Source organism: Dermabacter sp. p3-SID358, from assembly GCF_025147465.1.
Lineage (GTDB): Bacteria > Actinomycetota > Actinomycetes > Actinomycetales > Dermabacteraceae > Dermabacter.
Map to the genome: position 1 here is coordinate 1 of NZ_JALXOZ010000014.1, position 14,756 is coordinate 14,756.

At 63.6% G+C, this 14,756-nt stretch carries 9 protein-coding genes and 1 tRNA gene; 3 read left to right on the forward strand and 7 right to left on the reverse strand.

The annotated features are described in order from the left end of the window. From M3B90_RS07260 to selD, 3 genes are all read right to left on the reverse strand, one after another. Positions 1-1,666 (reverse strand): Rib/alpha-like domain-containing protein (locus M3B90_RS07260; protein ID WP_259889437.1); only part of this gene is annotated, 1,666 nt, incomplete at its 3' end. 375 nt (positions 1,667-2,041) lie between these two features. Continuing rightward, positions 2,042-3,490 carry a beta-N-acetylhexosaminidase gene (locus M3B90_RS07265; RefSeq protein WP_259889439.1) on the reverse strand — a complete coding sequence of 483 codons (1,449 nt, stop codon included), beginning with the start codon at positions 3,488-3,490 and terminating at the stop codon, positions 2,042-2,044. A gap of 39 nt (positions 3,491-3,529) precedes the next feature. Next, entirely contained in the window at positions 3,530-4,570 is a 1,041-nt protein-coding gene (selD, locus tag M3B90_RS07270; RefSeq protein WP_259889442.1) for a selenide, water dikinase SelD, read from the reverse strand. 40 nt (positions 4,571-4,610) lie between these two features. Between selD and M3B90_RS07275 the strand changes: the two genes are divergently transcribed. The 3 genes from M3B90_RS07275 to selB all read left to right on the forward strand — a co-directional run bounded on the left by M3B90_RS07275 (position 4,611) and on the right by selB (position 7,987). Next, positions 4,611-4,705, forward strand: a tRNA-Sec gene (locus M3B90_RS07275). Positions 4,706-4,815: 110 nt separating this feature from the next. After that, positions 4,816-6,171, forward strand: coding sequence for an L-seryl-tRNA(Sec) selenium transferase (gene selA / locus M3B90_RS07280; protein WP_259889443.1), 1,356 nt, complete (start codon positions 4,816-4,818; stop codon positions 6,169-6,171). Positions 6,172-6,181: 10 nt separating this feature from the next. Continuing rightward, positions 6,182-7,987: a selenocysteine-specific translation elongation factor gene (selB, locus tag M3B90_RS07285; RefSeq protein ID WP_259889444.1), complete on the forward strand. Its 1,806-nt coding sequence runs from the start codon at positions 6,182-6,184 to the stop codon at positions 7,985-7,987. A 64-nt stretch (positions 7,988-8,051) separates the two neighbouring features. Here the strand turns inward: selB and nagE are convergent, their stop codons facing one another. From nagE to M3B90_RS07305, 4 genes are all read right to left on the reverse strand, one after another. Further along, a complete protein-coding gene (gene nagE, locus M3B90_RS07290; protein WP_259889445.1) occupies positions 8,052-10,046 on the reverse strand; it encodes an N-acetylglucosamine-specific PTS transporter subunit IIBC in 1,995 nt (664 codons plus the stop codon). Positions 10,047-10,156: 110 nt separating this feature from the next. Next, positions 10,157-10,819, reverse strand: a complete 663-nt coding sequence (locus tag M3B90_RS07295) for a DUF402 domain-containing protein (protein ID WP_259889447.1) — start codon at positions 10,817-10,819, stop codon at positions 10,157-10,159. 209 nt (positions 10,820-11,028) lie between these two features. After that, entirely contained in the window at positions 11,029-12,876 is a 1,848-nt protein-coding gene (locus M3B90_RS07300; protein WP_259889448.1) for an ABC transporter ATP-binding protein, read from the reverse strand. After that, entirely contained in the window at positions 12,873-14,651 is a 1,779-nt protein-coding gene (locus M3B90_RS07305) for an ABC transporter ATP-binding protein (protein WP_259889449.1), read from the reverse strand. The genes M3B90_RS07300 and M3B90_RS07305 overlap by 4 nt, the downstream gene beginning before the upstream one ends. Between the last annotated feature and the right edge of the window lie 105 nt (positions 14,652-14,756).

The window sequence follows — 14,756 nt, forward strand, 5'->3', positions numbered from 1 at the left end:
CCGGGGTGTTCTCATCCGTAACGGGATTAGCTCCGGAGTCAGCCTTAGATATCGTGATCTTTGCCGTGGCAATGTCGGACGAGTCGTCTTTGTAGGTCACCTTGATTGGCAGCGTGTAGGTGCCAGGAGTGGCGGTCTTATCGACCTTGATCTCACCAGTCTTCGGATCGAGAGTGAAACCTCTGGGAAGCTCCCCTTCATTAAGAGTGAAGCTCTTCTTCGTGGGAGCATCTGCCGCCGGGACATACTCGTCCAAGTCCTCGCGACTAAAGTCATCCTCATCAGCAAAAACGGGTTTTACCGAACCGCCTTCGCCTTCGACGAAATCGACTTGCGGGTAGGTTTCAGTGAAGTAGGTCGCGAGCTTACGCCCGAAATCAATATAAGTGCCGGAGTACTGGCCACTGGCTTTGTATGTGTCCCCGGTAGCGAGGTAAGGCACTTCGTGTGCGTAATCGCCGTCTTCAAACCACATTTCAGTGGGCTTTTCGTAATAACGGTCGGTGTAGCCAAGAACCTCAACGCCGTAGGTTCCCTCTAGTGGCTTGTCATCGAAATCCAGGTAGTAGGCATTAAGATCTTCGTCAAACTTCCAGCCCTTATTGGATGTGTAGACCTGAGATTCATCTTCCGTGCTGGTGAGCTTCACATACACATTTTGAAGATCGTCGGGTACCGACCGGGGAGTCTCAACGCCGCCGAAGTGCGGTTCCAAACCGTAGAAAATCGTTACGTCGACCGTGCCCTGTGCAACAGTGATGCTCGCAGTAGCAGTGTTGTATGTGCCGTCAGAGTAGGTCACCTTGACCTGCGGTTGGTATTCGCCGGCAGGGGTGCCAGGAGTGACTGTGATGGCGCCGGTGTTTTCGTCGACGGTGATGCCTTTAGGGAGATCCTGGCCCTCGACGAGGGAGTACTTGGCGGTTTCCTTCTCGCCCTGAAGGTCGGAAAACTCCTGCTGGCTCACATCGTCTTGAGTGAATTTGTCGTTTAGCGTCGGGCCAGAAATCGAGCCCTTCCCATTGAACTTAACTTCCAGATCAGTCTCGTAGCTTGCTTCGAAGTAGGAAGAAATCTTCCGCTCGAAGTTGATGTAAGACCCATGGACGTGGGATTCCCCCACCTCTACGATGCCGCCGTCGTCAATGAACCTTGTGTACCACTGATCGTCGTCGTCTTGACTGTGGCTCCCCGCGTCTGGGCGGTAGAGATCCGAATTGTACCCAACGATGCGGGCCTTGTATTTCCCTACAGGGAGTGGCTGCCCGCCGAAATCTTGATAGTAGTTGCCGTCGGGGTCTGTCTGCCACGTGCCGTTCTTTGCAGGGTCGGAATAATATACACGCGTCGGATCTTCTACGCTTGTGAGCTCGACGTAAACCGAGCCGAGATCTTGGGGCGGAGAGACCGACTCCACGTTCGTGTAGTACGCATTACCAGGGCCGTATTGGATGTGCATGGATCCTTCGGCGGGGTTTTCTGCAGTGCCCGAATCTACGGCATGCGCGGTCGGCAGCGTGACCGAGGGCAGGGTGCTGAGGCCAGCGACGCCCGTGGTGCCGAGCATGGCGCCGAGGGCGAGAGAGGCAGCGCCGCGGCGCCACAGGGGCGTGACGGCAGGGGATGCGTCAGTGGAGGGCTGCTTACGGAAAGCATCGAAAACCATGGCGGCTCCTAATGAGAAAAGGGGATCAGGGCGTCCATAACGCCTGAAATGGGAGTATAGGCAGGCCGGATGAACGGCAAGAGTTGCCGGTGGTGTGGATGCTTCGGCGAGGTAGAGGTGCGGCCTCGCGGGGCTTGGATGTCAAAGGTGAGCGCTAGGGAAGTCGCGTAAAGATGCAGGTCATGCTGGCATTTGGGAAGTGTTGGCGCGCGAACGCGGCAGGTTTTGGTCGCGAAAATGAGCTCTGCGAAGCCGGAAATTTGAGGCCCACGATGGCCAAAATCTGCGGTGAGCGCTCGGTTTTTCGGGCGCTTGAGTCGATTCTCGTGACCATATTGTTATGGGAAATTCACTTATCGGCCACCGAGCGTGCGGTCAGCGGAGGGCGCGGTAACGAAGCCCCTTGCGCTCGAGGATCTCGAGGTGTGCCGGGATGTGCTTGAGGAAGTCCTCGAAAGCAGGAGGGTTGGCGTTCCAGTTGCGCTCGGCGAGGGCGAACAGGCGTGGGAAGAGCATGTACTGAAGGTGCTCGGCATTCGGGATGAATTCTGACCACGTTTGCGCCTGGAGGCCCAGAATGTGGGCGGATTCTTTGCTCGTGAGGTCGGTGGGGAGGAGCGGGTCTGTGTACGCGTTTTGGAGGGTCGACACGTGCCCGCCCCAGCGGGCGGCGAGGGGCTCGCTCTCGCGGTCCGCGGACTGCGGGAAGTCGAAGTAGAGCGTGGGCGCGGTCGAGACGACGACGTCGTGCCCGCGGCGCGCTGCGTCCGCGACCGTCTCCGCGGAGCGCCAATTCATGATGACCGTGCCTTCGGGGAGCTCGCCCTCGAGGAGCTCATCCCAGCCGACCATGGCTCGGCCGCGTTCGGTAAGGAGCGCATGAACGAACTGCGTGTATTTCTGCTGCACATCTCCGGGTTCGCTCATGCCCCATTCGCGAAGCTTCGCTTCAACGGCAGGGTTGTTCTCCCATTCGACGCGAGGAACCTCGTCCCCGCCGATGTGCACGTAGGGCGCATCGAAGATGTCGCACACTTGCGTGAGCACGTCTTTCACGAACCGGAAGGCCTCATCGCTCACGCCAAGCACGTGCTCGCTTACGCCCCACGTGTCGCGAACCTTGTGCTGCACCTTCGGCCAAGCGCCGAATTCGGGATAGGCAGCGATCGCGGCCTGCATGTGGCCGGGAAGATCGATTTCGGGCACAACGGTGATGCCGCGCTCGCGCGCAAACGCCACGAGGTCCCGCAGCTCGGCTTGCGTGTAGTAGCCGCCGTGACGCTCCTCGAGGTACTGGTCGGCGCTCGGGTCTTTCACGTTGTGATGTCCGATCACGGTGCGCTCGCGCCATGCGGCAACCTCGGTGAGGCGCGGGTAGCCGTCGATCTCGATGCGCCAACCCTGATCGTCCGTGAGGTGAAGGTGCAAAATATTGAGGCGGTAAAGCCCCATGACGTCGACGATGCGCCGCAGCTCCTCCATGGGGAGGAAGTGGCGGCAGGGGTCGATGTGAAGGCCGCGCCACGAAAACCGCGGGTGGTCCCGAAGAATCAAAGCGGGGATCCGTACGTGCTCCTCCTCGCCGTTACGGCACAGCTCGGCGATCTGCTCAAGTGTGAGCCGCGCGTTGACGAGGGCCTCGTCGCTTCCGGCACGCGCGGTTATTGTGCTTTCGCCGATCTCGAGCTCAAACTCCCCGGCGTCGAACCCTTCCGCAATAGCGCACGTGAGCGTCGCGAGAGGAGCGGTGCCCTCCCACGCGCCGTCACGCTCGTCGAGGTGTGCGGGGGAGGGGATGAGGGGAATATCGAGGGCGGTTTTCACGGCGCGGGCCTTTCGTTCAGTTTCTTTTTCCGACGGTGCCTAGCGAACCTGGACGCTACCCGCGGGCGTATCCTCGCTCGCCGCCACAATTTCACCGATGACGGGGTATCCGGGAATCTCCCCAACAATGAGCAAACCGCCCGAGGTCTGCGCATCGGCGAGGAACAGCAGGTCCTCTTCCGTGATGCCCGAGCCCACGCGAAGCGAGGGCCGCACCCAGTCGAGGTTGCGCCGCGTGCCACCCGAAATGAAGCCGCCCGCGAGTGCGTCGAGTGCATCGCCCATCGCCGGCACCGCCGTGCGCTCAACGACAGCGCTCACACCCGAGGCGCGCGCCATCTTGTGCAGGTGTCCAAGCAGGCCGAATCCGGTCACGTCGGTCGCGGCTTTTGCGCCCGCGTCGAGGGCCTTCTTCGAGGCCTCGGCGTTGAGCGTCGTCATCCATTTCACGGCTTCCTCGATGCTCGAGCCGGTCGCCTTGTGCCGGTTGTTCAAGAGCCCCACGCCGATTGGTTTCGTGAGCGTAAGAGGGAGGCCAGCCTCGGCCGCATCGTTGCGCAGGAGAGCGTCGGGCTTCGCAATGCCCGTGACGGCCTGGCCGTACTTCGGTTCGGGATCATCCACGCTGTGTCCCCCGATCACGGGAACACCCGCTTCGCGGCCCACGTCGAGCCCGCCGCGCAGCACTTCCGAGAGCATCTCCATGGGAAGCTTTTCGCGCGGCCAACCGACGAGATTGATTGCGACGACGGGCTCGCCGCCCATCGCGTAAATATCCGAAAGCGCGTTCGCGGCGGCGATGCGGCCCCAGTCGTACGGATCATCGACGACGGGCGTGAAGAAGTCAGCGGTCGAAAGCACCGCGAGATCCCCGCGCACGCGCACCGCGGCGGCATCGTCGCCATCATCGAGCCCTACGATGACCGAGTCGAACGTCTGGCCCGTGAGCGCCTTGACGGCGTCCTCGAGCTCGCCCGGCGGGATCTTGCACGCGCAGCCACCGCCGTGCGCCATCGTTGTGAGGCGCGGGTAGTTGCTGAAGTCTGGTTTCGCGGTGGGGAGATCCTCGTTGACGTTCATGCGTTCCACTTTAGGTGTTTTCACTGGTAGATTCGTGCGCGGAGGCGTACGTGTCCTGGTGGGCGCCCCGGTCTTCAAAACCGGTGATATCGAGTAGCTCGGTATGGTGGGTTCGATTCCCATCCGCCTCCGCCAAGCTTTCGCGCCTCACTCGTTCGGGTGGGGCGCGCGTGGCACGTGGGGATTGATTCCGACGCTTGCCACACCACCCGCGATCCCGAGTTTTGAGCGAAGGTGCCCGCGACATGTCACGAACCGCGTCCCCGGCAGTAGGCGACGATCCGCGGCGGCGGATTCCGCGCACCGATGCCCTGCTCGCGCTTGAAGAAGTCGAAGCGGCGAAGTCACGCCTTGGAGAAGAGCGCGTGCGCGAGGTTGTGCGCGAGGCGCAGGGCCGCGCAAGGGCGGGAGAAATTGCGCCGGAAGAGGTCGAGGGCGCCGTGATTGCCGCGGTCGAAAAAGGGCGCGCGAGTTCATTTGTCCCCGTACTCAACGCGACCGGTGTCATCGTCCACACGAATCTTGGGCGCGCTCCGCTCTCGCCCCAGGCCATCGAGGCTCTCGAGGCAGCGGCCGGTTATGTGGACGTCGAATTTGATCTCGAAACGGGACTGCGCGGCAAGCGAGGCACCGCTACGCGCGAGGCACTCCTCAAGGCGTGCCCCGCAGCGGAAGACGCACTGGCAGTCAACAACGGTGCCGCGGCGCTCTCGCTCATCGCTACAGCCCTTGCGGGCCCCGCAGTGGGGGAGCGGCGCGAGATCGTGCTGAGCCGCGGCGAGATGATCGAGATCGGCGCGGGGTTCCGCCTGACCGAACTCATCGAATCTACGGGCCCCTACATTCGCGAGGTCGGCACGACGAACCGCACGCACCTCGCCGACTACGAATCCGCCCTCGGTGACAACACCGCGGCGATCCTCAAAATCCACGCGAGCAACTACGTCATCAAGGGCTTCACGTGTTCCGCAAGCGTTGCGGACCTCGCCGAGCTCGCGCATGCGAGCGGCCTCCCGCTCATCGTCGATATCGGTTCGGGCCTCTTCGCACCAGAGCCGCTGCTTCCTGATGAGCCAACACTCTCCGAGGCTCTCGAGAGCGGCGCGGACCTCGTGCTCGCAAGCGGCGACAAGCTCGTGGGCGGCCCCCAAGCGGGGCTCATCCTCGGGAAGAAGGAGTGGGTCGAGCGCGTGGCCCGCCACCCCCTCGCGCGGGCGATGCGCGCGGACAAACTCCTGCTCGCTGCGCTCGAGGCAACCGTCGGAGGGCCCACGCCGCCCGTGCTCGAAGCACTCCACACAGACCCCGACGCGCTCAAAGCCCGCACCGAAAAACTCGCGCACGCGATTCGGGAGCGCACGAATGAGCCGTGCGAGGTTGTGTCGCACGATGGCCGCGTGGGTGGAGGCGGCGGCGCCGAAGTCCCGATCCCCGGATGGGCGCTCAGCGTTCCAGAGCGCCTCGCGAAAGAGCTTCGCAGCCTCGAGCGGCCGATCGTCGCGACGACGCACGATGGCGCTTGCCTCGTGGACCTGCGCTGCATTCCCGAATCGGAGGACGACTCCCTCGCGAGCGCGATCGCTGCGCTCCTCACGCGCTAGGAAGGATGCCATGCACGTCATCGCAACAGCCGGACACGTGGACCACGGCAAAAGCACCCTTATTCGCGCCCTCACGGGCATCGAGACGGACCGCTGGGAAGAAGAGCAGCGCCGCGGGCTCACGATCGACCTCGGTTTCGCGTGGTGCACGCTTCCTTCGGGGCGCGGCGTGAGTTTCGTGGACGTTCCCGGACACGAGCGCTTCATCGGCAATATGCTCGCAGGGCTCGGGCCCGTGCCCATTGTGCTGTTCGTCGTTGCCGCCGATGAGGGCTGGAGCGCGCAATCGAGCGACCACCGCGACGCCGTGAAGGCCCTCGGTATTTCCCACGGCATTATCGTCGTGACGCGCGCCGACCGCGCCCCCGAACGGGTTGACACCGTGATCGCTGAAGCGCGGCGCGAACTTGCCGACACGGGGCTCGCGGATGCACCGGCATGCGGCGTCTCGGGCGTGACGGGCGAAGGCATCGACGAACTGCGGCGCGAGCTCGATGAACTCGTGGCAACCGTCGGAACCCCCTCGCCGCACGACAACGTGCGACTGTGGATTGATCGGTCCTTCACGATCGACGGAGCAGGCACGGTCGTGACGGGAACCCTCGGTTCCGGGAGCGTGGGCGCGGGCGATGAGCTCGAGCTCGTGAGCACCCGCTACGGCGGAAACGAGCCGCGAGAAGTGAGCGTGCGCGGCGTGCAGTCTCGCGGCGCGAGCGAAGAGGCCGTCGAGCCCGTGAGTCGCGCGGCCCTCAACCTTCGCCAAGTTGCCGCGAGCGAGATCCACCGCGGCGACGTGCTCCTTACGCCCGGCGCGTTCCACCTCACGCGTGTCGTGGACGTGCGCAGCGTGAGCGGCGACAGTCTCGATGACGTCCCGCGCGAAACCACGATCCACGTGGGCAGCGCGGCTGTGACCGCGCGCGTGCGCCCCCTCGGCGCTGACCACGCGCGCCTCACGTTCGATGTTCCCCTGCCGCTCGTGATCGGCGATCGCCTCGTCATGCGCGGCACGGGGGAGCGGGCTGTCCTTGGGGGCGTGCGCGTTCTCGACGTGGACCCACCGGAGCTGCGCAGGCGCGGCGCGGGGAGCGCGCGTGAAAGCGAGCTCGAGCACATGAGTGAGCGCGGGGACGTACGAGGGGAAATCGAGCGGCGCGGCGCCATGCGCGAAACAGACCTCAGGAAAATGGGCTTTGAGGTTTCTGATGAGCTCGAGGGGTGTGTGTCCGACGGCGGCTGGCTCGTGAGCGTCGCCTTCCTCGACCGCAGTGCCCGTGCGCTTCACGAGCGCGTTGCGGCTGCCGCGAAGGCAAATCCCCTTCGTCCGGGGCTTTCTCGAAAAGAAGCGGTCGAAGCCCTCGCGCTTCCCGCCCTCGAACTTTTGCCGATGGTCGTGAAGAAGTCGGAGCTCATCGAGCGCGATGGGCTCATTGTCGATCCGGCGATCGAAGTGGGCCTCGGCGAAGCAGAAGCGAGCGTTGCCGCGCTCGAAGCGAAGCTCAAGAACGACCCGTTCAACGCCCCCGAACTCGGCGATCTCGCAGCTCTTGGTCTTGGTGCGAAAGAGCTCGCGGCCGCGGCGAAACAAGGGCGGCTCCTGAGGATCGGCCAGCCGAATGACAACCTCGTGCTGCTGCCCACCGCGCCCGCGCTCGCGATGCGTGAGCTCGCAGCGTTGCCGCAGCCGTTTACGACCTCGGAGGCGCGCCGGGCGCTCGGCACGACGAGGCGCACCGTGATTCCGCTCCTCGAGCACCTCGACAAAAAAGGGTGGACGCGCCGCATCGACGCGGGGCATCGCGAGATCGTGCGCTAAAAGCGCTCTCCCCGCACCGAGACGGGCTCGGACGGGGAGTGCGTTGTTGATGAAGAGCGCGTGCTTAGACGAACTCGATTGTCGAATCCGCGTGGCCGAGGATCACGACCGGCGTGATCGCCTTGTAGCCCGCGGCTTCGATCTTCGCGCGATCGAAGTCCACAAGCGGCTGGCCCGCGACGACTCGATCGCCGTTCTTCACGTGGAGCGTGAAGCCTTCGCCGTTCATCTTCACGGTGTCGAGGCCCACGTGGATCAGAACCTCGGCGCCATCATCAAGCGTGAGCGCCACGGCATGGCCCGTCGGGAATGCCTGCGAGACCACACCGGCAGCGGGGGCCACGACCTGGTTACCGCTCGGATCGATCGCGGAGCCGCCGCCGAGGAGGCGATCGGCAAACGTCGAATCGGGAACGTCCTCGAGTGGAACGACCGTACCCTCGAGGGGCTGGCGCATGCGCACGAGCGCGAACTCGGGCTTTTCCGCAACGGCAGTCGCGGTGGAAGCCTCCGCTGGCTGGGCGGTAGCGGCTGTCGAGCCATCGGCAGTTCCGACGGTAGCCGGCTCAGCAATGTTTTCCTCATCCGCGGGCGCGGGAGGCTCGATCGAGCCGTCCATGAGGCCATCCATCGCGTCTTTCACGAACTGCACGTTGAGGCCGTAGATCACCTGGTAGAGGTTTCCTCCAGGCTTCATGACGCCTGTCGCACCGGCGGCCTTGAGGGCTTCCTCGTCGGCGAGAGAAACGTCGTTGAGGCTAAGGCGAAGGCGGGTTGCGCAGTTCTCGACCTCGTCGATGTTTCCCTTGCCGCCAAGAGCCTCGATAAAGCGGTCGGCAGTGACGATGTACTTGTCCGCACCCGTGGCTCGAGAGGAGCCTTCTTCGTCATCCTCATCTTCGTCGGCGCCGCGGCCCGGGGTCTTGAGATCCCACTTGAGGATCACGAAACGGAACACGAGGAAGTAGATGACGAACCAGATGGCGCCCATGATGAAGATCGCCCACGGGTTCATCGCGAGAGGATTCACCCACTGGAGTACGAGGTCGATGAAACCGCCCGAGAATCCGAAGCCCGAACGAACCGGCAGGGCGGCGGTGATGCCCATCGAGATGCCCATGAAGATCGCGTGGATGAGGTAGAGACCTGGCGCGAGGAACATGAAGAGGAACTCGAGAGGCTCGGTGATGCCGACGAGGAACGCGGCGAAAGCGGCGCCGATGAGGATGCCGCCCGTGGCCTTCTTCTTCGACGGCTTTGAGGTGACATACATCGCGAGCGCAGCGCCCGGAAGGCCCATCATCATGATCGGGAAGAAGCCCGTCATGTACTGGCCGGTCACGCCGCGCGTTCCGTTGCCGGCAAGGAAGTTGTTGAGGTCGTTCACGCCCGCAATATCGAACCAGAACACAGCATTGAGGGCGTGGTGCAGGCCGAGTGGGATGAGAAGGCGGTTGAAGAAGCCGTAGAGCCCGGCACCAACCGGGCCGAGCGTAAGCATCCACTCGCCGAAAGCGACGAGTCCACCGAACACGAGGGGCCACACGAACATGAGCACAAGCGCTGCGGCAAGCGACAAGAGCGCCGACATGATCGCGACCGAGCGCTTGCCCGAGAAGAACGCAAGGAAGTCGGGGAGCTCAGTATCTTTGAATTTCTCGTAGCTCCATGCGGCGATGAGGCCGCAAATGAGAGCGACGAACACGTTGTTGACCTTGTCGAACGCGGGATCGACCTGGGCAACGTCGTTGAGGCCCTGGAACTTCATGATCGTCTCGGGCTTGAGCAGGGAGGTCACCGTAAGCCACGAGGTGAGACCAGCGAGGGCGGCAACGCCGTCCGCCTTCTTCGGCATGCCGATCGCGACACCGATCGCAAAAAGGAGAGGAATGTTGTCGACGAGAGCGCCGCCCGCCGCCGCGAGGAACGCACCGATAACGTTGTTGGGGTCGCCCGTGGCGCCCGCAATCCAGTAGCCAAGCCCCGAAAAGATCGAGGCAACGGGGAGCACTGCGACCGGCAGCATGAGGGACCTGCCGAGCCGCTGGAAGAATTTCATCAAGAGACATCACTCCAAGGGGGAAAGTACGCGCATCCTCGCGCGGCTGAAAGCGGGCGTGGTTACGCCCGGGTGAGGAATATACTACGGGGCTTCGCCAGATGAGGCGATCAGCGGCGGCGTGCGTGAGTAAGGTCCATGTCCCACGAATAGTGCTCGGGGAGCTTAGGCAGGTCCCACGCGGGGTTCGGGAAGAAATACTCAAAGCCCGCGTTGAAGGGGTAGCCCCAGGCTTCGATGTCGCGTTCGGCCTCGCGTCCCCACGCCCGAATTTGCTCCGCCATGTCCCGGCTAAAGTAACCGATTCGCTCGGCACCCTCGAGTTCGTCCTCATCCTTGTAGTGATAGTCGTGGCGGGGGAGTACCACGAGATCGAGAACGAGATCGCGCGAACGCACCCCTTCCTCCGTGCGCTCAAGCGAGGTCTCGAGGTTCACGTAATAGCAGCCGAGAGTGCCGTCATCCTTGTAGAACAGCCACACGGAATACGGTTTATCGGGAAGCCCAATCATGAGGATGCCGTTGCCGGTCCACAGCTGTTTTGATTGCGTTCGAGGAGCGGTGAACATGCCCTCGTCGCCCGCGCGCCTGAGCGGGGCGCCTGATTCGAGTACGGGAAGGAGAACCTCCGTGCCCGGGGCGATCCACACGACGATGCCGCGGCCGTCATCAATGACGACGGTTCCCGGCCGCACTGTGATGGTTTCGTGTGCGTGCGTGTAGTACGTCCAGGTCACGTGGTCCCCAGCGGACCAACGCTTCTGGGTATTCATGACTCTTCCGTGGCCCATAAGCCTCCCGGATGCTCCACGGCGGGCCGTTTTCGCGAAGTCATATGTGCCCCGGGAGGGGAACGAGTATGCCCCGAGCCTACCGGAGTGCGGGCGACTTACGCGAGTGCCGTCCTTCACGGTGCGTCAAAGAACGCCAGAAGCCGACGATGAGGTGGAGGGTGGTCTCAGCCTTGAAATGTGGAGCGTCCTTAGCGTGACCAGGCGCTCCACAGCTCGGCGTACCGTCCGTCGAGCGCCACGAGCTCGTCGTGGCTTCCCGATTCCACGACCTTGCCATCGTCCATGACAAAAATCCGGTCGGCTTCCCTCGCCTGAGAGAGGCGGTGCGCGACGATGACCGTCGTGCGCCCGCGCGCAACCTCGAGGGCCGCACGTTCGAGCACTCGCGCGCCTGAACTGCCTTCATCGGCCGTCGCCTCATCCATGATGAGGATCGCCGGGTCTTGGAGCACGATGCGTGCGAGCGCGAGCTGTTGGCCCTGTTCAGCAGAAAGTTTCGCGCCTTTCTCCCCGACCTCGGTATCGAGACCTTTGGGGAGGAGTCGTGCCCATTCCTCCGCGCCGACGCGCGCGAGGGCGCTCCACAGCTCGTCATCGCTTGCTTCGTCGATCGCAAGGCTCAGATCCTCACGGAGCGTTCCGTGGAACACGTGCACGTCCTGCGACACGATTGACGCGTGCGAGCGCACGGCTTCGAGGTTGGCGTGTGCGAGATCGGCGCCGCCGTGGAACACGCGACCCCAGCGCGGGGTGAGCGTTCCCGCAAGGATCGACGCGAGGGTCGATTTGCCCGCACCGGATGCTCCAACGAGTGCGACCGTCTCGCCTTCCGGAATCGTCAGGTCGATCGGCGCGAGCACAATGCGACCGTTATCGCTATAGGCGTGCGAGACGCCTTCGATTCGAATCGACCCATCCACGGGTGTTTCCTCTCCAGGCGAAGCGGCGGGGTCGATCGAGGTGATGACCCCCACCATGCGCGTAAGGCTCGCCGCGGCCGACTGAACGTCGTCAAGGGAGAAGATGAGCGACTGAAGGGGCCAAAAGAGCGTCACAATGTAGATGCACGCCGAGGCCACGAGCCCCACGGGCATGAGCCCCGCTTGGACGGTCGCGTACCCGATGAGCAGCACAAGAATGACGGCGAGGGTTTCGGGGATCATCATGATCCACACGACCTGGACGATGAGCCGGAAAAATTTCAACACGAGGGCGTAGGCGGCGGCGCTGAGCGCACCAACGTGCCGCGTCTCGCGCTCTTCGATGCCGTAGGCGTGCACGGTCGGGGCGCCATTGATTGCGGCAAGGAGACCCTGTGCACGCGCGCCCTTTGCAATGCGTTCGACGCGATAAATGCGGTTCGTACGCGGCAGGTAAAAACGCAGTGCCCACACGTAAAAGGGAATGATCGCGACAACGAGAATGAGAAGCCACGGGCTGATCATGACGAGCGCGATGAACGTCACCGTGATTTGGAAGATCACCGTGACGAGCCACGGCACGATGTTGTTGACGGCTTTCGCGGTCACATCGACATCATCGGCGACTCTCGAGAGTGCGTCGCCGATGCCCGCCTGCTCCATCGTTTGCGTGGGCAGATCGAGGGCGCGGTCGATCACATCCTCGCGCATTCCCGCTAGGAGGCGCTGGCCGAGTCCCGAGATGAGGGCGCGTGAAAGAGCCGAGGCGAGCGCTTGGACGGCGCCCGCTGCGACGAGCATTCCGGCGATGGTCCAGAGCGCCTGAGTAGTTCCTCCGGTCGTGACCACGTCTACCGCGCGCCCCATGAAGTACGGGCCGAGTGCACCTGCAAGCGCGGCCATGATGGTTGCCGCAAGCATCCCGAGGGCGAGAGGAGTGAAGTCGCGAAGCCGGCCGAGTACGAATCGGCCGGTCTCACCGAAGGAAGCAATCGGAAGGAGCTCCGCGTGGCGCGAAAGCTGGCGCGCCACGTCGCCTTCGGCCTCCATCGAGGCGATCAGGTCGCGTTCGGCTTCGCTCGCAGTGTTTGCTGTGCGCGTGCTGTTTTCGCTCATCGTTGCACCACCTTCCGGTATGCCTCGGCGTGCATGAGCTCGTGGTGGGGGCCTTCGGCGCTTACCTCGCCGCCTCGCACGAAGAGCACGCGGTCGGCCTGATCGAGAAACGCCGGAGCCTTCGCGATGAGCACCGTGATGCGGTCCTCGACCTTGCGCGCCTCGCGCACCCCTTGGGCGATTTTGTGTTCCGTCACGGCGTCGACCGCGGTCGTCGGGTCGTTGAGCACAAGCACGGGAACATCCGCCGCGAGTGCGCGTGCGAGAGCCAGGCGCTGGCGCTGGCCACCAGAGAGGTTCGCGCCGCGGTCAAGGATGCGCGTGTCGAGCCCCTCGGGCAGGATCCTCAAAAGATCATCTGCACCTGCGGATTCGAGAGCCGCGTGCGCCCAGGTATCGGGATCGTTCGTCGTGCCGGGTGAATTGCCTGGAGCGGGGCGCTTTGTGTCGAGTTGCTCGCGCAGCGTGCCATCGAAAAGGTCGACCGCGTGCGGCTCGATAAGGAGGCTTTCGCGCGGAATGTCGAGCGAAGAAAGTTCGCTGAGGGCGAGGCGGGCGTCGGAAGCGGATTCCGGAACGAGTGCGACGATCTGAGAATCGCGCACGGTGCCGAGAAGAGGGGTGGAGATTTCACCGAGGCCCGGAAGGCGTGGGGGAGCAGTGGGCTCCGTGCGTGCCGAAAGGGCCTCGGGCGAGCCGGCCTTGACGAGAGAATTGAGCGCGGGTTCGGTGATGCTTCGCCCCATTTCACTCAGGAGGTGGCGGATGCGGCGCGCCGAGGTCGAGAAGCTCGCCCACCACACGGGCACCCCGGCGAGGCCCGCCATCATGCCCGAAAGGTTGCGCACGAGACCCGCAATCGAGATGAACACGCCTACCGACATCGCGCCCTCGAGCGTGAGCGTACCCGAGGCGACGACGACCGCGGCAATCATGATCGAAGAGGTAAAGAGCATGAGGCCGTCGGAAAGACCTGAAAAGCGAGCGTTGGTGAGCGCGGCATCGAGGGCGGTGCGTGACCGAGTGCGATACGTGGTGCGGGCGCGAGTCTGCACGCCGAGGCCCTGAAGCACGCGAAGTCCGTGGACGAGGTCTGTCGCGGTCGCGGCAGCGTCGGCAGCGCGTGACTGCTGGTTGTCGTACTTTTCGGAGAGGATCGGCGTGACGACTCGCAAGATCACCACCTGCAGGGCGAGGCTCGCAAAAACGATGAGCCCCACGAGGGGATTCATGACCGTGAGCCACACACCTGCCCCCACGACGGCGATCGACGCGGGCACGGCCTCCGTCATCATGTCGAAGACATCGGGAGCGCGATCAGCATCCGAGGTCGCGATTGAAAGGATTTCCCCTGCGGGGCGATCGATCTGTCGGGACGCGGGGTCTAGGGCAGCCGCGGTGACGGCGAGGCGCAGATTGTGCTGCTCGCGCGCTCGGATCTCCATGATCGGTTCGAAAAATCGCGCCCAGCACCAGTTGGAGAGAAGCAGGAGTCCTGCAAGACCCGCGGCACCGCCCACGGTGAGCCACAGATTGGCTTTAAAGATGCCGTGATCGATCACGAGGCCGATCCCGATGGGGATGACCATATTGATCGCTTCGCTCGCCATCGCGAGCACCATGAACCACGTGAGTGGGCGGGAATTGCGCCGCAGAATCGCGCGCATGACGGACCGCTCGCGCAGCTCGCTTTTGCTGAGGTGCGCTTCCGCGGCATGGCGCTTCGCGCGCTTCTTTGCGCGGATGTTTTCGGTGCTCACGGGCGCTTCACTCATTCCCATTAGTTAACCAAGAAATACGAGGTGTCGCAATTGCTTCTCGGAAAACGCCCCGTGGCGTCTGCCACAATAGGGCGGTATGACATCGCCACGAAAGGACAG